The 19,958-nt window shown below is 76.6% G+C and carries 19 protein-coding genes and 1 pseudogene; 17 read left to right on the forward strand and 3 right to left on the reverse strand.

Going from position 1 to position 19,958, the window contains the following annotated elements; all coding sequences use genetic code 11:
* Window positions 1-181: 181 nt before the first annotated feature.
* The 12 genes and pseudogenes from NLX85_RS01805 (at window position 182) to NLX85_RS01860 (ending at window position 12,977) form a co-directional block, all read left to right on the forward strand.
* On the forward strand, window positions 182-1,834 hold the full coding sequence (locus NLX85_RS01805) for a carbamoyltransferase C-terminal domain-containing protein (RefSeq protein WP_254331275.1): 1,653 nt from the start codon (window positions 182-184) through the stop codon (window positions 1,832-1,834).
* Window positions 1,831-2,865, forward strand: a complete 1,035-nt coding sequence (locus tag NLX85_RS01810; RefSeq protein ID WP_254331276.1) for a glycosyltransferase family 2 protein — start codon at window positions 1,831-1,833, stop codon at window positions 2,863-2,865. The genes NLX85_RS01805 and NLX85_RS01810 overlap by 4 nt, the downstream gene beginning before the upstream one ends.
* Window positions 2,866-2,900: 35 nt before the next feature.
* On the forward strand, window positions 2,901-4,478 hold the full coding sequence (locus NLX85_RS01815) for an HAD-IIIA family hydrolase (RefSeq protein ID WP_254331277.1): 1,578 nt from the start codon (window positions 2,901-2,903) through the stop codon (window positions 4,476-4,478).
* 44 nt (window positions 4,479-4,522) lie between these two features.
* Window positions 4,523-5,497 carry a glycosyltransferase gene (locus NLX85_RS01820; protein WP_254331278.1) on the forward strand — a complete coding sequence of 325 codons (975 nt, stop codon included), beginning with the start codon at window positions 4,523-4,525 and terminating at the stop codon, window positions 5,495-5,497.
* The gene (locus tag NLX85_RS01825) at window positions 5,482-6,699 is read left to right on the forward strand and encodes a glycosyltransferase (protein ID WP_254331279.1); all 1,218 of its coding nucleotides are present in this window, start codon (window positions 5,482-5,484) and stop codon (window positions 6,697-6,699) included. The genes NLX85_RS01820 and NLX85_RS01825 overlap by 16 nt, the downstream gene beginning before the upstream one ends.
* Window positions 6,699-7,269: pseudogene (locus NLX85_RS01830) on the forward strand (SIS domain-containing protein); the annotation flags it as partial. The gene NLX85_RS01825 and the pseudogene NLX85_RS01830, both read left to right, overlap by 1 nt.
* A gap of 370 nt (window positions 7,270-7,639) precedes the next feature.
* Window positions 7,640-9,052, forward strand: a complete 1,413-nt coding sequence (locus NLX85_RS01835; protein ID WP_254331280.1) for a PfkB family carbohydrate kinase — start codon at window positions 7,640-7,642, stop codon at window positions 9,050-9,052.
* A 70-nt stretch (window positions 9,053-9,122) separates the two neighbouring features.
* Window positions 9,123-9,818, forward strand: a complete 696-nt coding sequence (locus NLX85_RS01840; RefSeq protein ID WP_374628045.1) for an SDR family oxidoreductase — start codon at window positions 9,123-9,125, stop codon at window positions 9,816-9,818.
* On the forward strand, window positions 9,815-10,807 hold the full coding sequence (locus tag NLX85_RS01845) for a glycosyltransferase family 9 protein (RefSeq protein WP_254331281.1): 993 nt from the start codon (window positions 9,815-9,817) through the stop codon (window positions 10,805-10,807). Before NLX85_RS01840 ends, NLX85_RS01845 begins: the two co-directional genes overlap by 4 nt.
* Before the next feature lie 23 nt (window positions 10,808-10,830).
* A complete protein-coding gene (locus NLX85_RS01850) occupies window positions 10,831-11,688 on the forward strand; it encodes an alpha/beta fold hydrolase (RefSeq protein ID WP_254331282.1) in 858 nt (285 codons plus the stop codon).
* Between the two features lie 125 nt (window positions 11,689-11,813).
* Window positions 11,814-12,452: a hypothetical protein gene (locus tag NLX85_RS01855; RefSeq protein WP_254331283.1), complete on the forward strand. Its 639-nt coding sequence runs from the start codon at window positions 11,814-11,816 to the stop codon at window positions 12,450-12,452.
* A 132-nt stretch (window positions 12,453-12,584) separates the two neighbouring features.
* Complete coding sequence (locus NLX85_RS01860; protein WP_254331284.1) at window positions 12,585-12,977, forward strand: hypothetical protein; 393 nt, start codon at window positions 12,585-12,587, stop codon at window positions 12,975-12,977.
* Between the two features lie 70 nt (window positions 12,978-13,047).
* Here the strand turns inward: NLX85_RS01860 and NLX85_RS01865 are convergent, their stop codons facing one another.
* Both NLX85_RS01865 and NLX85_RS01870 read right to left on the reverse strand, forming a co-directional pair.
* Entirely contained in the window at window positions 13,048-13,251 is a 204-nt protein-coding gene (locus NLX85_RS01865; protein WP_254331285.1) for a GTPase activator, read from the reverse strand.
* A gap of 61 nt (window positions 13,252-13,312) precedes the next feature.
* A complete protein-coding gene (locus NLX85_RS01870; RefSeq protein WP_254331286.1) occupies window positions 13,313-14,203 on the reverse strand; it encodes a DUF72 domain-containing protein in 891 nt (296 codons plus the stop codon).
* A 119-nt stretch (window positions 14,204-14,322) separates the two neighbouring features.
* Here NLX85_RS01870 and NLX85_RS01875 point away from each other — a divergent pair, with 119 nt between their 5' ends.
* Both NLX85_RS01875 and NLX85_RS01880 read left to right on the forward strand, forming a co-directional pair.
* Window positions 14,323-14,829, forward strand: coding sequence for a DinB family protein (locus NLX85_RS01875; RefSeq protein ID WP_254331287.1), 507 nt, complete (start codon window positions 14,323-14,325; stop codon window positions 14,827-14,829).
* A gap of 95 nt (window positions 14,830-14,924) precedes the next feature.
* A complete protein-coding gene (locus NLX85_RS01880; protein WP_254331288.1) occupies window positions 14,925-15,701 on the forward strand; it encodes a hypothetical protein in 777 nt (258 codons plus the stop codon).
* 82 nt (window positions 15,702-15,783) lie between these two features.
* Here the strand turns inward: NLX85_RS01880 and NLX85_RS01885 are convergent, their stop codons facing one another.
* The gene (locus NLX85_RS01885) at window positions 15,784-17,001 is read right to left on the reverse strand and encodes a S8 family peptidase (protein ID WP_254331289.1); all 1,218 of its coding nucleotides are present in this window, start codon (window positions 16,999-17,001) and stop codon (window positions 15,784-15,786) included.
* Window positions 17,002-17,293: 292 nt separating this feature from the next.
* On the opposite strand from NLX85_RS01885, the gene shbA reads away from it, so the two are divergent.
* From shbA to NLX85_RS01900, 3 genes are read left to right on the forward strand one after another with little or no spacing between them, the layout of a single operon-like run.
* On the forward strand, window positions 17,294-17,866 hold the full coding sequence (gene shbA, locus NLX85_RS01890; protein ID WP_254331290.1) for an RNA polymerase sigma factor ShbA: 573 nt from the start codon (window positions 17,294-17,296) through the stop codon (window positions 17,864-17,866).
* Complete coding sequence (locus NLX85_RS01895; RefSeq protein WP_254331291.1) at window positions 17,863-19,164, forward strand: hypothetical protein; 1,302 nt, start codon at window positions 17,863-17,865, stop codon at window positions 19,162-19,164. Before shbA ends, NLX85_RS01895 begins: the two co-directional genes overlap by 4 nt.
* Before the next feature lie 30 nt (window positions 19,165-19,194).
* Window positions 19,195-19,941, forward strand: coding sequence for a Pr6Pr family membrane protein (locus NLX85_RS01900; RefSeq protein ID WP_254331292.1), 747 nt, complete (start codon window positions 19,195-19,197; stop codon window positions 19,939-19,941).
* Window positions 19,942-19,958: the final 17 nt, after the last annotated feature.

Genomic DNA, 19,958 nt, shown 5'->3' on the forward strand with positions numbered 1-19,958 from the left:
GGCACCGGAGCCGGAAGCGACTGCCGGAGCCAACTGCGCCGCTTTGCCCAGCTTCGCCGCTTCATACGGCGCCGACCAGGGGCTTTGGTCCCGAATTGGAAACTCCACAACGGAGATTCGACTTCTCGGAGAAGTCGATGATCTACCGGTTAGGGCGGGGTCGCCAGGGTAGGGACCACTCATGCGCGTCCTTGGAATCAACGCGATCTTCCACGACCCCGCGGCCGCCCTGGTGGTCGACGGCCGGGTGGTGGCCGCCGCCGAAGAGGAGCGGTTCAGTCGCCGCAAGCACGGCAAGCGGCCGGTGCCCTTCTCCGCCTGGGAGCTGCCCGAGCTGTCCGCCGCATGGTGCCTGGCCAGCACCGGGATCGACGTGGACGCCATCGACGCGGTCGCGTACTCCTTCGACCCCGGCCTCTGCCGCGACGCGGCCGAGCTGGGCCTCAGCGACCCCTGGGACTGGCTGCGGGTCGACTACGCCCGGCGGGCCCCGCAGTTCCTGGCCGCCGCCCTGCCCGGGCTCGACCCGGACAAGGTGCGGTTCGTGCCGCACCACGTCGCCCACGCGGCCTCCGCCGGCCTGGCCGCCCCGCCCGCCGGCGACGACACCGCGGTGCTGGTGCTCGACGGCCGCGGCGAGGTTGCCAGCCACCTGGCCGGCGTCTACCGCGACGGCCGGCTGTCGCCGCTGTACTCCCAGCAGCTCCCCCACTCGCTCGGCCTGCTCTACGAGGACCTCACCCGACACCTGGGCTTCCTGCACTCCAGCGACGAGTACAAGGTGATGGCGCTGGCCTCCTACGGGCGGCCCCGGCACCTGGGCCTGCTCCGTGACCTGGTGCGGGTCACCGACGACGGCGGCTTCCAGGTCGAGCGGATCGACTGGTCGAGCATGGCCAAGGCGGTCGCGGCCGGCGGCGAACTGGCCGAGGAGCACGCCGACCTGGCGTCCAGCGTGCAGGCGCGGCTCGAGGAGGTCGTCCTCGACCTGTCCCGCTGGCTGTACGACGCCTCCGGCGGCGCCACCACCCTGGCCATGGCCGGCGGGGTGGCGCTGAACTGCGTGGCCAACGCCCGGCTCGCGGCCGAGGGGCCGTACCGGGACGTCTGGGTGCAGCCGGCGGCCGGTGACTCGGGCACCGCGCTCGGCGCGGCGCTGCACGTGGCCGGCGAGCTGGGCGACCGGTCCGCCCCGATGGCCGGCGCCGACCTGGGCCGGGGCTGGTCGGACGAGGAGCTGGAGGCGGAGCTGCGCCGGGCGGAGCTGCCGTACACCCGGCCGGCGTCGATCGCCGCCGAGGCGGCCCGGGTGCTCGCCGACAACGGGATCGTCGCCTGGTACCAGGGACGCAGCGAGTACGGTCCGCGGGCGCTCGGCCACCGGTCGCTGCTGGCCCACCCCGGCGACCCGGACACCACCCGACGGATGAACGACGTGAAGGGCCGCGAGCAGTTCCGGCCGATCGCCCCGATGGTCCGCGCGGAACGCTTCGCGGAGCTGTTCGACGGGGTGTACCCCAGCCCGTACATGCTCTTCGTGCACCGCGTGAAGCCGGAGTGGCGGGACCGGATCCCGGCGGTCACCCACGTCGACGGCACGGCCCGGGTGCAGACCGTGCACCCGGAGACCGAACCGGTGGTGGCCGAGCTGCTGGCCGAGTTCGAGCGGCGCACCGGGCTGCCGGTGGTGGTGAACACCTCGCTGAACACCGCCGGGCGGCCCATGGTGGACACCCCCCGCGAGGCCATGGAGCTGTTCGGCTCCGCCCCGGTGGACCTGCTCGCCCTCGGCCCGTTCGCGGTGCACCGCCGCGCACTGGGCGACGCCCGATGATCAGCGTGGTGGTGCCCACGCTGGGGCGGCCCAGCCTGGCCACCCTGCTCGACGCCCTGGCCGGCCAGCTCGACGAGCTGCCCGGGGCCGAGCTGTTGCTGGTCGACGACCGGCGCGACGACACCGGCGAGCTGGCGGTGCCGGGGGCGCTCGCGGCGTACACGAAGGTGCTGACCGGGCGCGGCGCGGGCCCGGCGGCGGCCCGCAACCTGGGCTGGCGGGCGGCGCGCGGCGAGTGGGTGGTCTTCCTCGACGACGACGTGGTGCCGGCGCCGGACTGGGTCCGGCGGCTGCGTGCCGACCTCGCGGTGGCGGGCGGGACCGGTGGCGTGCAGGGCGTCGTGGACGTCCCGCTGCCCGCGCACCGGCGCCCCACCGACTGGGAACGCGGCACCGCCGGCCTCGCCGAGGGACGGTGGATCACCGCCGACATGGCCTACCGCCGGGCGGCCCTGGCCGCCGTCGGCGGCTTCGACGAACGTTTCCCCCGCGCCTACCGGGAGGACGCCGAGCTGGCCCACCGGGTCCGGCGCGCCGGCTGGGACCTGGTCCAGGGCCGGCGGCGGGTCACCCACCCGGTCCGGTTGGAGAGCCGCTGGGTCAGCCTGCGCACGCAGCGCGGCAACGCCGACGACGCGCTGCTGCGCCGGCTCTACGGCCGCCGCTGGCGCGCCGACCTCGACCTGCCTCCGGGGCGGCGGCCCCGGCACGTGGCGGTCGCCGCGGCCGGCACCGTGGCGCTGGCCGCCGCGGCGCTGCGCGCCGCTCCCCTCCGCTCCGCCCGCGCCCGGCGGGCGCTCGGCGTGCTCGGCGGCGTGGCGGCGCTCGGCTGGGTGGCCGGCACCGCCGAGTTCACCCGGGCCCGTGTCGCGCCCGGCCCGCGCACCCCCGACGAGGTCGCCACCATGCTGGTGACCAGCGCGCTCATTCCACCGCTCGCCGTGGTCCATTTTGTACGGGGCTGGTGGCGCGCCCGCGCCGTCCCCGCCGGGGCGCTGGTCACCGCGCGCGATCCCGGAGCGGGACGGTGATGTTTAGTTCCTTGTCCCGGGGCAACTGTCCGGCCATGAATCCGTCCGGTCCCGCCCTCTACGACGCGGTGCTGCTCGACCGCGACGGCACGCTGGTCGAGGACGTGCCCTACAACGGCGACCCGGAGAAGGTCCGGCCGCTTCCCGGCGCCCGCGAGGCGCTGGACCGGCTGCGCGCGGCCGGGCTCCGGCTGGCCGTCGTGACCAACCAGTCCGGACTCGCCCGCGGCTACTTCACCGAGCGCGAGATGCACGCGGTGCACACCCGGATCGAGGAGCTGCTCGGCCCCTTCGACCACTGGGCCATCTGCCCGCACGACGACACCGACGGCTGCGCCTGCCGCAAGCCGGCCCCCGGCCTGGTGCACGAGGCCGCCCGGGCGCTCGGCACCGCGCCCCGGCGCTGTGTGCTGGTCGGCGACATCGGCCGCGACATGGCCGCCGCGCTCGCCGCCGGTGCCACCGGGATCCTGGTGCCCACCCCGGTCACCCGCCCCGAGGAGGTCGCCGAGGCGCCGGCCGTCGCCCGGGACCTGCCCGGCGCGGTGGCCGAGATCCTGCGCCGGGAGCGGGCGGTACGCCCGGTGGCGCCGCGCACCGGGCCGGCCGGCACGGTGCTGGTGGCGCGCAGCGACTCGGCCGGCGACGTGCTGGTCACCGGCCCCGGCATCCGCGCGGTGGCGGCCGGGGCGGAACGGGTGGTGCTGCTCTGCGGGCCACGCGGCCGGGCGGCCGCGGAGCTGCTGCCCGGCGTCGACGAGATCATCGAGTGGCCGCTGCCCTGGATCGACGGCTCCCCCGGGCCGGTGGACGCCGACGACATGCGCCGGCTCACCGCCCGGCTGGCCGCGGTGGGCGCCGACGAGGCGGTCGCCTTCACCTCCTTCCACCAGTCGGCGCTGCCCCTCGCTCTGCTGCTGCGGATGGCCGGCGTCCCGCGGATCAGCGCGATCAGTGACGACTACCCCGGGTCCCTGCTGGACGTCCGGCACCGGGTGCCGGTCGGGGTGCCCGAGCCGGAGCGGGCGCTGTCGCTGGCCGCCGCGGCCGGCTTCGCCCTGCCCGCCGGCGACGAGCCGGGGCTGCGGCTCCGCGCCGACCTGCCCGCGCCCGCCGTCGACCTGCCCGCCGGCGACTACCTGGTGGTGCACCCCGGCGCGTCGGTGCCGGCCCGGGCCTGCCCGCCGGAGCGCTGCGCCGAGATCGTGGCCGCACTCGCGGCCGACGGGCACCGGGTGCTGGTCACCGGTGGGCCCGGCGAACGGGAGCTGACCGCCCGGGTGGCCGCCGCCGGCGGCACCGACCTCGGCGGGACGACCGACCTGGCCGGGCTCGCCCGGATCCTCGCCGGGGCCCGCTGCCTGGTGGTGGGCAACACCGGGCCGGCCCACCTCGCGGCCGCCCTCGACACCCCGGTGGTCAGCCTCTTCGCCCCGACCGTCCCCTTCGGGCAGTGGGCGCCCTACCGGGTGCCGACGGTCCGGCTCGGTGACGCCGAGGCGGCCTGCCGGGACACCCGCGCGGCCCGCTGCCCGGTCGCCGGGCACCCCTGCCTGAGCGGCGTCGACCCCGCCCGGGTGGTCGCCGCCGTCCGCCGGCTCGCCCCCGGCTGAAGCCACCCGACCACGCCCCCGCCCCGCCGCCGACGAGGAGAGAGATGAACGTTCTGCTCTGGCACGTGCACGGCTCCTGGACGACGTCGTTCGTGCACGGGAAACACCGGTACCTGGTGCCGGTCACGCCCGACCGCGGCCCGTACGGGCTGGGCCGGGCGCGCACCTACGCGTGGCCGGAGAACGCCGTCGAGGTGACGCCGGAGGAGCTGGGACGGACCGACGTCGATCTGGTGATCCTGCAACGGCCCGAGGAGCTGGAGCTGGCCGAACAGTGGCTGGGCCGCCGGCCCGGCCGGGACCTGCCGGCGATCTACGTCGAGCACAACACCCCCAAGGGCGACGTGCCGGACACCCGCCACCCGATGGCCGACCGGGACGACCTGCTGCTCACCCACGTCACCCACTTCAACGAACTGTTCTGGGACAACGGCGGCACCCGCACGGCGGTCGTCGAACACGGCATCGTGCCGCCGAAGGTGGAGTGGACCGGCGAGCTGGACCGGCTCGCCGTGGTCACCAACGAGCCGGTACGCCGCTGGCGGGTCACCGGCACCGACCTGATGCCGCGCTTCGCCGCCGTCGCCCCGCTGGACGTCTTCGGCATGGGGGTGGCCGGGCTGCCCGAGCGGACCGGGCTGCCGCCGGATCGGCTGACCGCCCACGACGACCTGCCGCAGGAGCGGATGCACGCCGAGGTGGCCCGGCGGCGGGCGTACCTGCACCTCTGCCGCTGGACATCGCTCGGGCTGAGCCTGATCGAGGCCATGACCATCGGCATGCCGGTGGTCGCGCTGGCCACCACCGAGGCCGTGGACGCCGTGCCGCCCGACGCGGGGGTGCTCTCCACCCGGGTGGACACCCTCGTCGAGGCGGCCCGCTGGCTCACCGAGGACCGCGACGCGGCGTACCGGCTCGGGGCACGGGCACGCGAGGTGACGAAGGAACGCTTCGGGCTCGACCGGTTCCTCGCCGACTGGGACCGGCTCATGGAGGAGGAGACATGCGCATCGCGATGATTTCGGAGCACGCCAGCCCGCTCGCCGTCCTCGGCGAGGAGGACGCCGGCGGGCAGAACACCCACGTGGCGGAGCTCGCGGCCGCGCTGGTCGGCGAGGGGCACGACGTCCGCGTCTACACCCGTCGGGACTCCACGGCCCTGCCCGAGGCGGTGGCCACCGCGGACGGCTACCAGGTGTGCCACGTGCCGGCCGGCCCGGCGCACCGGGTGCCGAAGGACGAGCTGCTGCCGTACATGGGCGAGTTCGGCAGCTGGCTGGCCGACACCTGGCGGCGCGGCGGCTGGACCCCGGACGTGGCACACGCGCACTTCTGGATGAGCGGGTTGGCCACCGTGCACGCCGGGCGGCGGACCGGGGTGCCCACGGTGCTGACGTACCACGCGCTCGGCACGGTCAAGCGCCGGCACCAGGGCGCGAAGGACACGAGCCCGCCAGGGCGGATCGGCTACGAGCGGACGCTCGGCCGGGCCGCGGACCGGGTCATCGTGCAGTGCGAGGACGAGGTCGCCGAGCTGGTCCGGATGGGCGTGCCCCGGTCCCGGATGGCGCTCGTCCCGTCCGGCGTGAACCAGGCGGTGTTCCGCCCCGACGGCCCGGTCGCCCCGCGCGACCCGGCCCGCCCCCGCATCCTCACCGTCGGCCGGATGGTCGAGCGCAAGGGCTTCCTGGAGGTGGTCCGGGCGCTGCCCGCGGTGCCCGACGCCGAGTGCGTGGTGGTCGGCGGCCCGCCGGCCGACCTGCTCGCCGCCGACTCGTTCGCCCGGCGGCTCTCCGCGCTGGCCGAGTCGTGCGGCGTGGCCGACCGGGTGAAGCTGGTCGGCGCCGTGCCCCGCGAGGAGATGGGCGCCTGGTACCGCTCGGCGGACGTGCTGGTCGCCGCACCCTGGTACGAGCCGTTCGGGCTCACCCCCCTGGAAGGAATGGCGTGCGGGGTGCCGGTGGTCGGCACCAATGTCGGCGGCATCGCCGACACCGTCGTGGACGGGCTCACCGGTGACCTCGTGCCGCCCCGCGACCCCCGCGCGCTCGGCACCGCGCTGCGCCGGCTGCTGTCCGACAAGGTCCGGCGGTTCGCGTACGCCACGGCGGCGCTGGACCGGATCCGCAGCCGGTACTCCTGGAAGCGCTGCGCCGAGCAGCTCGGCGCGGTCTACGCCTCGCTGACCACGGCCTCCCGGCCGGCGCCGGCGGTGGCCTGATGAGCCACCACGACACCCTCGACGCCCACCTGTCCGGGCTGGCGGCGGCGCTGCTGCCGTACCGGCGGGAGGCCGAGCGGCTGGCCGGCTGGGGCACCGAGCTGGCCTGGACGCTGGCCCGGGGCGGGCGGCTGCTGGTCGCCGGCAACGGTGGCAGCGCCGCCGAGGCCCAGCACCTCACCGCCGAACTCGTCGGCAAACTCCGCGACGACCGCGAACCCCTCTCCGCCATCGCCCTGCACGCCGAAACCTCCGCCCTCACCGCCATCGGCAACGACTACGGCTACGACGAGGTCTTCGCCCGCCAGGTCCGCGCCCACGGCCGACCCGACGACATCCTCCTGCTCATGTCCACCAGCGGCACCAGCACCAACCTCCTCACCGCCGCCCGCGCCGGACGCGACACCGGCCTACGCTGCTGGGCCTTCACCGGCCCCGCCCCCAACCCGCTCGCCGACCTGTGCCACGACGTGCTCGCCGTGCCGTCCCCGGACAGCCAGGTGGTGCAGGAACTGCACCTGGTCTCCACGCACCTGCTCTGCGAGTACGTCGACCAGGCGCTGCCGCTGATCCGGCAGCTGCCGACCGCGTCCGTACCGGCGCCCCGGGCCGGGACCTTCGCCCGCTGGGCGACGCCGCCCGCCCTCACCGGCGACGACCGGGACGGCGTCGACGGGACCGTGGCGGACGGCCATCTGCTCGCCGGGGTGGGCTCCGGCCCGCCCCTGGGCGTCGGCCGAGGGCTGGACGGGCACGCGCGGGACGAGGCCCGCCCGAACGGGCACCGTCCGGTCGACGGGCACGGCCGCAACAGCCACAACGGACACTCGGCCAACGGACACTCGGCCAACGGACACTCGGCCAACGGGCACGCGGCCAACGGGCGTCCGGCCAACGGGCGCCACGGGCACGGGTCCACCGGCACCGGGTGGGTGCAGCCGTGAGCGGCCCGCTGGTCGTGGTCGGCGACGCGCTGCTGGACCGGGACGTCACCGGCGTGGTCGGCCGGGTCGCCCCGGACGCCCCGGTACCGGTGCTCGACGAACGGTCGGCCACCGACCGGCCGGGCGGCGCCGGACTGGCCGCACTGCTCGCCGCCGGACAGGACACCGAGGTGGCGCTGGTCACCGCGCTCGCCGACGACGCCGGCGGGGCCCGCCTCGCGGAACTGCTGGCCGAGGCGGGGGTGGCGGTCTACCCGTTGCGCCTGCCCGGCGCGACGGCCGAGAAGATCCGGCTCCGCGCCGGCGGGCAGACCCTGCTCCGGCTGGACCGGGGCGGCGAGCCGCAGGCGCCGGGCCAGCCCTCGGAGGCCGTGCTCGAACTGCTCTCCCGGGCGCGGGCCATCCTGGTCAGCGACTACGGTCGCGGCCTGGCCCGGCAACCCGCGCTGCGCGCCGCGCTGGCCGAGACGGCCGCCCCGGTGGTCTGGGACCCGCACCCGCGCGGCCCGGCCGCGGTGGCCGGGGCCCGCCTCACCACGCCGAACCTGGGCGAACTGCGCGGGCTCACCGGGGACGCGGGCGCCGGCTCGGGGCTCTCCACCGCCACCCGGGCCGGGCAGGAGCTGCGCCGCCGGTGGCGGGTCGGCGCGGTCGCGGTGACCATGGGCCCGGACGGGGCGGTGCTCTGCCACTCCGGCGGCACCCCGCTGGTCGTTCCGCCGCCGTCCACCGTGGGGCACGTGGAGGACACCTGCGGCGCCGGGGACCGGTTCGCCGCCACCGCCGCGCTGGCGCTGGGCGACGGCGCGTCGACCGCCGAGGCCGTGCAGGCGGCGGTCGAGGCCGCGTCGGCGTACGTGGCGGCCGGCGGGGCGGCCGGCCTGCACCGGGCGCCGGAGCCGCGGCCCACGCCGTCCGCCGCGCGCACCGCCGAGGAGCTGGTGGCCGAGGTACGCGCCGGCGGCGGCACGGTGGTCGCCACCGGCGGCTGCTTCGACCTCCTGCACGCCGGGCACCTGGCCACCCTCCAGGCGGCCCGCCGGCTGGGCGACTGCCTGGTGGTGTGCCTCAACTCCGACCGCAGCGTCCGGGGCCTCAAGGGACCGGAGCGCCCGGTCCACCCGGAGCAGGACCGGGCCCGGCTGCTGGCCGCCCTGGACTGCGTCGACGCCGTGGTGGTCTTCGACGAGCCCACCCCGCACCAGGTGCTCGCCCGGCTGCGCCCGGACGTCTGGGTCAAGGGCGGCGACTACGCCGGCGACGGCGCGCCCGAGCTGCCCGAGGCGGAGCTGGTGCGCCGCTGGGGCGGGCGGGTCGTCACCGTGCCCTTCCTGTCCGGCCGGTCCACCACCGGCACCATCTCCGCCGCGCGCCAGCGCGGCCTCCACCTCGTCAAGGGAGCGGTATGAGCGAGCGTCAGCGAGCGGATCATCAACGCAGTGCGCCTCAGGGCGGCACGGAGCGAAGCGGAGTGCCGGCATGAGCAGGGATCTGAACGGGCGCGCCATCCTCGTGACCGGCGGGTCGAGCGGACTCGGTGCGGCGGTGGTGAGCGCGGTGGCCAAGGCCGGCGGGCGGCCGTACGTGCTGGACCGGCGGGCGCCGGCCGACGGGGTGCCCTGGGTCGAGTGCGACCTGGCCGACACCCGGGCCGCCGAGGCGGCCACCCGGCAGCTCGCCGAGCAGGCCGGCGGGCTGGACGGCGTGGTGACCGCCGCCGGCATGGACGTGCCCGGCCGGCTGGCCGATGTCGACGGCGCGACGTGGGACCGGATCGTGACCATCAACCTGCTCGGCACCGCCGCGGTGATCCGAGCGGCGGTGCCGCACCTGGAGCGGGCGCACGGCACGGTGGTGACCGTGGCGTCCACGCTGGGCGTGAAGGCGGTCAGCGACGCGACCGCGTACTGCGCGGCGAAGTTCGGGGTGGTCGGCTTCACCCGGGCGCTCGCCGCCGAGCTGGCCGGGACGGTCGGCGTCACGCTGCTGATCCCGGGCGGCATGCGGACGGCGTTCTTCGACGACCGGGACGAGCGGTACAAGCCCGGCCCGGACGCGATCCTCAACGACCCGGCGGACACCGCCGAGGCGGTCATGTTCGCGCTGTCCCAGCCGCCCGGCTGCGCGGTACGCGAGCTGGTGGTCTGCGCCGAGCAGGAGTCCTCGTACCCGTGATCCTCGTGCTCCGGGCGCTCGGCGTCGGCGACCTCGCCACCGGGGTGCCGGCGCTGCGCGCGCTGCGTGCCGCGTACCCCGCGGAGGAGCTGGCGCTTGTCGCGCCGCGCTGGCTGGCGCCGCTGGTGGAACTGGTCGGGGTCGTGGACCGGCAGGTCTTCGCGGACGGGCTGGGCCACCTCGGGTGGTCCGGCCCGCCGCCCGCGGTGGCGGTGAACCTGCACGGCCGGGGGCCGGAGTCGCACCGGATGCTGGCCGAGGCCCGGCCGCGGCGGCTGCTGGCCTTCGCCAACGCCGACGCCGGGTGGCACGACGGTCCGCCGTGGCGGGCCGAGGAGCACGAGGTGGACCGGTGGTGCCGGATGCTCGGCTGGTACGGCAGCCCCGCGGACCGCACCGACCTGGCGCTGCGCCGACCCGGGCCGGGTGCGCTGCCGACCGGGGTGACGGTGGTGCATCCGGGCGCCAAGGCGGCGCAGCGGCGCTGGCCGCCGGAGCGGTTCGCCGCGGTGACGCGGGAGCTGTCCGGGCGGGGCCACCGGGTGGTGGTCACCGGCAGTCCCGGCGAGCGGGACCTCGCCGCCGAGGTGGCCCGCCGGGCCGGGTTGCCGGCCGACGCCGTGCTGGCCGGCGCGACCGATGTCGGTGAGCTGGCCGCGCTTGTCGCCCATGCCCGCCTGGTGCTGTGCGGGGACACCGGGGTGGCTCACCTGGCCACCGCCTTCGCCACCCCGTCGGTGCTGCTCTTCGGCCCGGTGCCGCCCTCGTGGTGGGGACCGCCGCCGGACCGGCCGTGGCACGAGGCGCTCTGGGTCGGGCCGCGCCCGGCCGGGGACGGCCCGGGGGTGCACCCGGCGCTGGCCGAGCTGGACGTGCCGGCGGTGCTGGCGGCGGTGGACCGGGTGACGGCGGCGGCCCGGTCGCGGGTGGGAGCAGTGCGCCGGATTCCCGCGCAGGCGGCTCACCCACCCCTTGCTACCCGTCGGTAGCTTCCCGCCCGTACGCTGAGCCGGTGAACGGGGACTACACGCAGGAGTTCGTCGAGGTCGACGGGGCGCGGATCGGCGTCCAGGTCCACCCCGAGCCGGACGGGCCGCCCGGCGCGCCCGTGGTGGTGATCTGGCCCGCCATGGGGGTCCGTGCCCGCTACTACCGGCCGTTCGCCGCCGCCCTGCGCGAGGCCGGGCTGGCCGTCGTGGTGGTCGACCTGCGGGGCACCGGCGAGAGCACGCCCACCCCCGCCCGCAGCTGCCGGTACGGCTACGCCGAGCTGGCCACCGACGTCGGCGCCGTGCTCGACGCGCTCAAGCCCCGGCTGGACGGCCGGACCCGGCTGTTGCTCGGGCACTCGCTGGGCGGGCAGGTCGCGGTGCTGCACCAGGCGCTGCACGACGCCGACCGGGTGGACGGGCTGGCCCTGGTGGCGGTGGGCATCCCCTGGTGGCGCGGGTACCCGGGGCTGCGCGGCTGGGGCGTGCTGCCCTACACCCAGGGCATCGCGGCGGTCGCCCGGCTGCTCGGCGTCTGGCCGGGCTGGGGGTTCGGCGGCAGGCAGGCGCGCGGGGTGATCCGGGACTGGGCGTACACCGCCCGGACCGGCCGCTTCCCGGTCCTCGACGGCGTCGACGCCGACGCCGCCGTCGGGCGAGTCCGCACGCCGGTGCTCGCGGTCAGCGTCGACGACGACCAGTACACGCCGCACGAGACGTTGGACCACCTCTGCGGCAAGCTCGCCGCCGCCCCGGTGACCCGGCACCGCTACACCGTCGCCGAGGCGGGCGCCCCGCTGGACCATTTCACCTGGGTACGCGCCGCCGACCCGCTGGCCGCCCGGGTCGCCGCGTTCGCCGCCGCGCTGCCGCGTCGCTGACCCGGGACGCCCCGGACGGACGGGCCGGAACCGGGCGGGCTGATCCGCCGCCCGGAAAACGGGTGCGTAGCCGCGCCGAAGGTGGGTAAGCCGCACCGCCCGAACACGGCGGAGGGGGATCAAGGATGTCCGAACGGCACACCGCGTTGCGCTCGATGCACGACCTGGGCCTGGCGGCCTGGTTCGGCGGCTCACTGATGGGAGCGCTCGGCGTCAACGGCGCGGCGGCGAAAATCGACGACTCGACCCAGCGGCTGCCGGTCGCATCGGCCGGCTGGGCGCGCTGGACCCCGGTCAACGCGGCGGCGATCGGCGCGCACCTGGCCGGCGCCGTCGGCGAGCTGGTGACCGAGAGCCCACGGGTGGCCGCCCAGGCCGGGGTGGCGAAGATGAGCACGGTGAAGACGGCGCTGACCGTGGGCGCGCTGGCGGTGACCGGCTACAGCCGGCTGCTCGGCATGCGGCTGCAGAAGGCGGGCGGGCCGTCCGTCGAGGGGGCCACCGAGCCGAACTACCAGACGCCCTCGAACGTGGCCGCCTCACAGCGGCAGATGAAGCTGCTCCAGTGGGCCATTCCGGCGCTGACCGGCGCGCTGGTCGTGGTGTCGGCGTACATGGGTGAGCAGCAGAAACCGGGACAGGTGTTCCGCGGCCTGCTCGGCCGAGCCGGCGGGCTGGCGAGCGCCCCGATGGCGATCGGAAAGATGGCCGGGATGACCGGGATGCACGCGACGAAACGACCGATGGCCATGGCCGGTCGGTGACCCGCTCCGCGGCCGGCGGCCCACATCGGGGTGGGGCGCCGGCCGCGCGGCGTACCCGGGGTCCGGCGCATGACCGGCCCGGTGGCGGGCAATCAGCACGGGCACGGGGGAATCCAGCCAGGTGAGGTGGCCATGACCAGCAAGGACCGATCGGGTAGGGGCGAGGGGCGGGGGCCCGAGGCGGCCGCGCCGTGGGGCACCACCGACGGCTTCGACGCCGACCCGCCGTGGGGCGCGGGCGAGGACGACCCGATGGACGAGGGCAGCGAGGAGAACGCCGTCCCGGAGGGCCGGCGGGGCGAACGCCGGGCGGCGGGCGCCGGACCGGGCGGGCCGAAGGCCGGCCGGCACGGGTTCGGCCCGGTGGAGCCCACCCGGGCCGCCGAGGCGGGACCGGGCGCGCCGCCCGATCCGGCGCCGTCCAGACGGACCTTTCCCGACGACCGCGCCGACGGGGACCTCGGGGACAACGCGCTGGAGGACGCCACCGGCATGCGTCCGGAAGGGGTCAGCTGGCGCGGCTGACCTGGACCGCCGGATCGAAGACGACACGACGCCCGGGGCGCCTCACCGCCCCGGGCGCCGTCCCGTCCGATCAGGAACCGGTGCCGTCCTCCCCCGGCCGGCCCAGCGTCGACGGCTCGTTGTCCGGCACCGGCGGCTCGGCCACCGGGTGGCCGGTGTCGTCCACCAGGCCCGGGGCCATGCTGCCGCCGTGCGCCTCCTCGGCCTCCCGGGTCGCCCGGGGATCCCGGTCGTCCCGGGCCAGGCCACCGGGCTCGTCCCGCCGCTCGTCCACGCGCTCCCCCTCGCTGTCGTCCCTCGGCACCGCCGGTACCCGGGAGGTGCCGGCGGAAACCTCAGGCCCGCGCGGCGGCGGGTGCGACGCCGAGCAGCCCGGCGAGCCGGGCGGCGTCCCGCTGGGCCTGGTCGCCGCAGCAGTTGTTGAGCAGCACGTGCAGCTCGGCGCACTGGTCGGCCAGCTCGCGCAGCAGCACGGACCAGCGCCGCAGCTCCTCCTCGCCGTAGGCGTAGCGGAACCGGTCCTGCTTGTCGCCGCTCTCCCAGGCGGTGCTGTGCCCGTGGAACCGCACCACCGCGAGGTCGGTGGTGGCGGTGAGGATCGGCGGCACCGAGGAGGCGTGCCCCTGGGGCATGTCCACGCAGACGTACCCGAGCCCGTTCTCGCGCAGGAACGTCACGGTGTCCACCACGGCGTCCTCGGTGAACCAGGAGGAGTGCCGCAGCTCGACGCTGACCGGCCAGGGCCGGCAGCGGAGGGCCGCGGACAGGATCCGCCGCTTGGCCGCGTCGCCGCGGGCCAGCCAGGGTGGGAACTGGAGCAGCACGGCGCCGAGCCGGTCGGCCGCCGCGAGCGGCGCCAGCGCCGCGTGGAACCGGTCCCAGAGTTCGTCGTACGCCCCGGCGGACAGGTCCCGCCAGCGGATCCGGCTGGGGCCGCCGGCCGGGCGCAGCTCCCGGGGCAGCGCGTCGACCGGGGTGTGGTGGCCGGTGAAGAGGCGGAACGCCTTGACGTCGAAGGTGAATCCGGGCGGGGTGGCGGCCGCCCAGCCCTCGGCGGTCTCCGGCGCGGGGATCGCGTAGTAGGACGTGTCCACCTCGACCAGGCCGAACCGCTCCGCGTACCAGCCGAGGCGGCCGGCCGGCGTGTTGGCCGCGCGGGGGTACCAGCCGGAGCGGACCAGCATCTGGTCGGCCCAGGAGGACGTGCCCACCTTGATGACACCCATGTAATTCAGTGCACCGCGATCCGGACGAATCGGCAACCCGGGGCCGTCCGGTGGGTAACCGGGAAAGTGTCGGTGGCGGGTCGTACGGTGTCCCCGGTCCTCGATGAAAGGCAGGCGGCATGAGCGTCTCCGACCAGGTCCGCACCGGCGAGCGGGCCGACCTGCTCGCCACCCTCCAGCGGCACCGCGGCTTCCTCCGGCAGACCGTGACGGGGCTCGACGACGAGCAGGCCGCGCGGCGCAGCACGGCCAGCGAACTCTGTCTCGGCGGCCTGATCAAGCACGTGGCCGGCACCGAGCACCGGTGGATGCGGTTCGCGGTCGGTGGCGCCGAGGCGATGCAGAGCGAGCCGGTCGACTGGGCCGGCCAGTTCCGGATGGCCGAGGGCGAGACCCTGGCCGGGCTGCTCGCCGAGTTCGACCGGGTGGCCGCCGAGACCGACGCCCTGGTCGCCACCCTCGACCTCGACACCGCGCACCCGCTGCCGAGTGCGCCCTGGTTCGAGCCGGGCGCGAGCTGGACGGTGCGCCGGGTGCTGCTGCACCTCATCGCCGAGACCGCGCAGCACGCTGGGCACGCCGACATCATCCGCGAGTCGATCGACGGAGCGAAGACCATGGGTTGACCGGCGGCGAGGTGACCGATCTCACGCGCCTCAATGGGGCGGGCGGGGGTTTCCGGTGTGACGCCACGGCCGGTGGCGGCGCTGAGGGACACGAGATGAACGGACACCGCATGGACCAGGAGACCGTCGAGCGCCTGCTCGTCGGTCCCGCCGCCGACGCGCAGGACGGTCCGGAGGCGCTGGTCCGGTTCCTCGACGCCGTCCGCGCCGCTCCCCGTCCGCACGAGCTCAGCGGCGAGGGGGCCGCCCTCCAGGCCTTCCGCATGGCGCAGGCCGGCGACCCGGTCCCGCTGAGGGCGTCCCGTCCCGAGCGACGGCTGCGCGCCGGGCTGGTCGGCGCGAAACTCGCCCTGGCCGCCCTGCTGGCCACCGCCACCGGCGGTGTCGCGCTCGCCGCCGTCACCGGCCACCTGCCCGGCCCGCTGGGCGGTGGCGCGGACACCACGGCCAGCCCGAGCGCCGGGGCCGACGGCCGACCCACGCCGACCGGCGATCCGAGCCACCCCACCACCCCGGCCGGCGACCCGACCGACCCGCCGGGCAGCTCATCGGCGCTGGCCGGTCTCTGCACCGCCTACCGGGCGGAGGGCGACGACCGGCGCCGCGTTCTGGAGAAGCCGCGGTTCGCCGACCTGGTTGCCGCCGCCGGCGGGCGGGAGCAGGTCGCCGCCTACTGCGACCACCTGCTCGACGGCAAGGGCAAGCCGAACGACCCCGACCCGACGCGACGGCCGAGCGACGAGCCCACCGGCCGGGTCACCGGCCGGCCGGAGCAGACGCCGGACAAGCCGCCGGCCGATTCACCGCCGACCACCCGCCCCGCCGGTCCGTCGGTGCGGGAGCCCAACTCGGTCGGCGCGTCCCCGCGCTGACCCGCAGCCGCACCGGGCGCCCACCCGCGCACGCACGAACCGTGCCGGCCCTCGTCGGGCCGGCACGGTCGTGGCGTCACGGTCAGAAGGTGGCCACGTTCAGCAGCTTCTCCTGGATGCCGTCCGGGTCACCGGCCGGCCAGCTGTAGTTGGTCGTACCGGCCGACTGGAGGGCCGACTTGACCGCGCTCGGGGTGGCCGTGGGGTGGGTCGCCTTGTAGAGGGCGGCGCCACCGGCGACGTGCGGGCTCGCCATCGAGGTGCCGGAGATCGTGTTGTAGCCGCCGCCCTTCCAGGTCGAGTAGATGCACACGCCCGGGGCCATGAGGTCGACGTCGGCGCCGTAGTTGGAGAAGTCGGCGATGGTGTCGTCCACGTCGCTGCGGCAGGTCGCCGCGGCTCCGCCGCCCGGCAGGCCGTTGAAGTCGGCCAGCGCGGAGACGGTGATGACCTCGTCGTACGCGGCCGGGACGTGGTTGGCGGCGTTGTCGGTCTCGTTGCCGGCGGCCACCACGTACGTCACGCCGGCCGCGACGGAGTTGCAGATCGCCTCGTGCATCGCGTCCTTGTTGCTGCCGCAGGCGCTGTCGGAGCCGGAGCCGCCGAGGCTCATGTTGGCGACCTCGATCTCGCTGGCGTGCGCGGTCACGTAGTCGATGCCGCAGATGATGCTGGAGAACGAGCCGCTGCCGGCGTTGTTGAGCACGCGGACCGGCCAGAGCCGGGCACCGGGAGCCATGCCGACCACGCCGACGCCGTTGTCGAGCGCGCCGATGGTGCCGGCGACGTGCGAGCCGTGGCCGTTGCCGTCGTTGGCGCTGTTGCCGGTGGAGCAGTTCTTCGCCCCGGCGGTGTACACGTTCAGGTCCGGATGGGTGAGGTCGATGCCGGTGTCGATGACCGCGACGTCGACGTTCACCCGCTCGTCGGCGCCGTTGATCTTCGCGGTCGGGCTCAGCTCGGCATCGGCCCGGTTGATGCCGGTCGGCGTGGTCTGGGCGTCGGCCGTCACCACCCCGTCGGGCTGGACGAGGAGCACCCGCGAGTCGCGGGCCAGGCGCGCCGCGGCGGTGGCGCTCATCCGGGCGGAGTAGCCACGCAGGGCGTGCTCGTAGACGTGACCGACCGTGGCACCGGTCGCCCGGGACTGCTCGGCAGCGACCGACGACGAGTTGGCGTCGGCGCGGAGGACGACGATGTAGCCGCTCTCCGCCTCGGCGCGCGGGGCGGCGGTGGCGCCGGTCGCCGAGGCGGCGACGACGATGCCGGTGAGCATCGCGACGCCCAGTGTCTTGCGCATGGGGGTTCCTCTCCACGTGCGGGTCGGGCGGATGGCCCACGTCGAGGCTGACCCCGTCGAGGGCCGCCGGAACAGAGCAGATCGGCATTCGTTATTGGAAATATATAAATTAGGGGGAAAAGCCGCACAACGACCGACCTGATGTCGGGAACACCAGGTCAAGCGAGCGGGGCACCGCCTCCTGCACGGTTATCGCCACCGGCGGGCAGGGTGTTTCACCCGACCCCTTGGCCGCACGGCGGACGCCGGTTACCGTCGATCCAGCCACGGCGGAAGGGCCTCGTTGACCTCTATGGACACACCGGATCCCGACCTGGTGCGGCGGGCGGCGGCCGGCGATCCGGCGGCGGTGGCCCGGGTGCTCACCGTGATCCGGCCGATCGTGGTGCGCTACAGCCTGGCCCGGTTGGGTCACGTCGGCGCCGGTGGCGCGACCGCCGAGGACGTCGCCCAGGAGGTCTGCCTCGCGGTGCTGCGCGCGCTGCCCCGCTTCGTCGACCAGGGCCGCCCCTTCCTCGCCTTCGTCTACGGCATCGCGGCCCGCAAGGTCGCGGACGCCTGCCGGAGCGCGAGCCGGGACCGCACCGACAGCGTCGCCGAGGTGCCCGACACCGCCGACCCGGCGCCGGGGCCGGAGCCCCGCGCGCTCAACGCCGACCTGAACGCCCGCCTCAGCGAACTGCTGGCCCAGTTGCCCGCGACCCACCGGGAGATCCTGGTGCTCCGCCTGGCGGTCGGCATGACGGCCGACGAGGTCGGTACGGTGCTCGGCATGACCGGTGGGGCCGTACGGCTGGCGCAGCACCGCGCGCTGACCCGGGTGCGCGCCCTCGCCGGCGACTCCCTCTCGGCGGTGATCCGGTGAGCGCCGCCGACCCCGCCCCGCGTCCCGAGGACCCGGTGCGGCGCGACGACGAACTGCTCGACGCGCTCCGCCACGGCGCGCTCCCGGCGGACGACCCGGTGGCCGCCCTGCTCGGCGGCTGGCAGGCCCAGGTGGAGGCCCGCGCCGTCGAGTTGGAGAGCAGGCCGTGGCCGGCCCTCGATCGCCGGCCCGCGGACGACCCGCCGGTTCCGGCGGAACCGGCCGGGGTGGGGCCGGTCCGAGCCGTCCCGCCCGCCGGAAAGCTCGGCCGGCCGGTCGACCCGGCGGGTGCGCCGGAGCCCGGTGAACCGGCCGGGAAGGGCCCGGGACGGGGACGGTCCGGCGGCCGGCGCCGGCGGGTCCGCGTCCTCTCCGGGGCGGCGCTGACCCTGGTGACCCTGGCCGGCGGGCTCGGGCTCGGCTCGGCCCGGGCCGAGCCGGGTGGCCTGCTGTGGCCGGTCACCGAACTGGTCTGGACCGAGCGCGCCGACGCCCTGGTCGCCGAACGCGAGATCGACCGGATGCTCGACCAGGCCCGGCGCGACCTGGGTGCCGGCCGGTACGCCGAGGCCCGCACCGACCTCGAACGTGCCGCCGCGCTCCTGGGCCGCCTGGGCGACGGGCCCGGCGCCACCCGGATCCGCGACGACCTCACGGACCTGTGGCAGCGCCTGCCGGCGGCCGGGGTGACCCCGGTCCCGTCGCCGGCCCCGCCCGGGGCGCCGGCCACCACGCCGGCCCCACCCGGGGCCCCGGGCACCACGCCGCCCGGCTCCGGGGTGAGCGGCGACGTGGGCACCGCCCCGGCCACGGTCCCGCCCGCCGGCGGCGACCCCGCGCCCGAGCCGGGCCACAGCCGGACGCCCGGGCGCCCGGCCCGGCCGCCCGCCACCACGTCGCCCGCGACGGCTCCGGCCACCACCGCACCGCTCACCGGCGCCGGCCGGGACGGTCACACCACCCCGCTCCGGCCGGCCCCGCGGACCGGCCCGCACACCGCCCCCGACCGGCCCGGCCCGCACACCCGCCCGGACCGGCCGACCCCGGGAACCGCCCCCGACCGGCCGGACCCGGCCCCCGGCGCCGACCGGCCCGGGTCCGCGGTGGACCGGGCGCGGGCCACCGCCGACCGGCCCTCCCCCGGCGAGTCGCCCCCGGCCGACCCGCCGACCGGCGCGGGAGCCGACCAGCCGACCGGCGCGGGAGCCGTCTCGCCCGCCGCGAGGCCGGCAGCGACGCGGGCCGTTCGACCCGCCGCGCCGGACCAGCCGACCACCGGGCGGGCCACGCCTCCGTGACCGACGGGGGCCGGCTGATAGCTTGCCCCGGTGACTCCGCGGCGTCGCCGACTGGCGATCCTCTTCCGGCTGGCCGTCGTGCTCGGCGTGGTGGCCGGCATCGTGCTCACCGCGCTGGGCCCGGCCACCGTGAGCGGCCTGCTGCCGTACTTCACCATCCAGAGCAACGTGGCCGTCGGCGTCTTCGCCGGGTACGCCGCCTGGCGGGCCTGGCAGGGCCGCCCGGAGCCGCCGAGCGCGCTCAAGGGCGCCGTGACCCTCTACATCACCATCACGGGCACCGTCTACCACCTGGTGCTCGCGAACCCGGCCAGCCCGTTCGCCATGGTCCAGCCGCACCGGGAGCCGGGCGAGTGGTGGGGCAACCAGTTCCTGCACACGGTGGTGCCGCTGCTCGCGATCGCCGACTGGGCGCTGTTCGACCGCCGTGGCCGGCTGCGCCCGCGGTACGCCGCCTGGTGGCTGGCGTTCCCGCTGGCGTACCTCGGGTTCGCCCTGGTGCGGGGGCTGGTCGTGCACCGCTACCCGTACCCGTTCCTCGACGCCGGGCAGCTCGGCTACGGCGGCGTGGGCCTCAGCGCGCTCTTCTTCGCCGTCGCGTTCTGGCTGCTCGGACTCCTCCTCGTCGGCGTCGACCGGGGGCTGGCCGGGCGGGGCCGCGCCGTGCCGGCGGAGCCGGCCCCCGCCCCCGCCGGTACACAACAGCCCGCCCCCGCCGGCACACAGCAGCCCGCCCCCGCTGGCACGCCGGAGCAGAGCGCGGCCGGACCACGCTGACCGGCGGCGCCCCGGCC

The organism is Micromonospora sp. A3M-1-15, from assembly GCF_024213425.1.
Taxonomy (GTDB): domain Bacteria; phylum Actinomycetota; class Actinomycetes; order Mycobacteriales; family Micromonosporaceae; genus Micromonospora; species Micromonospora chersina.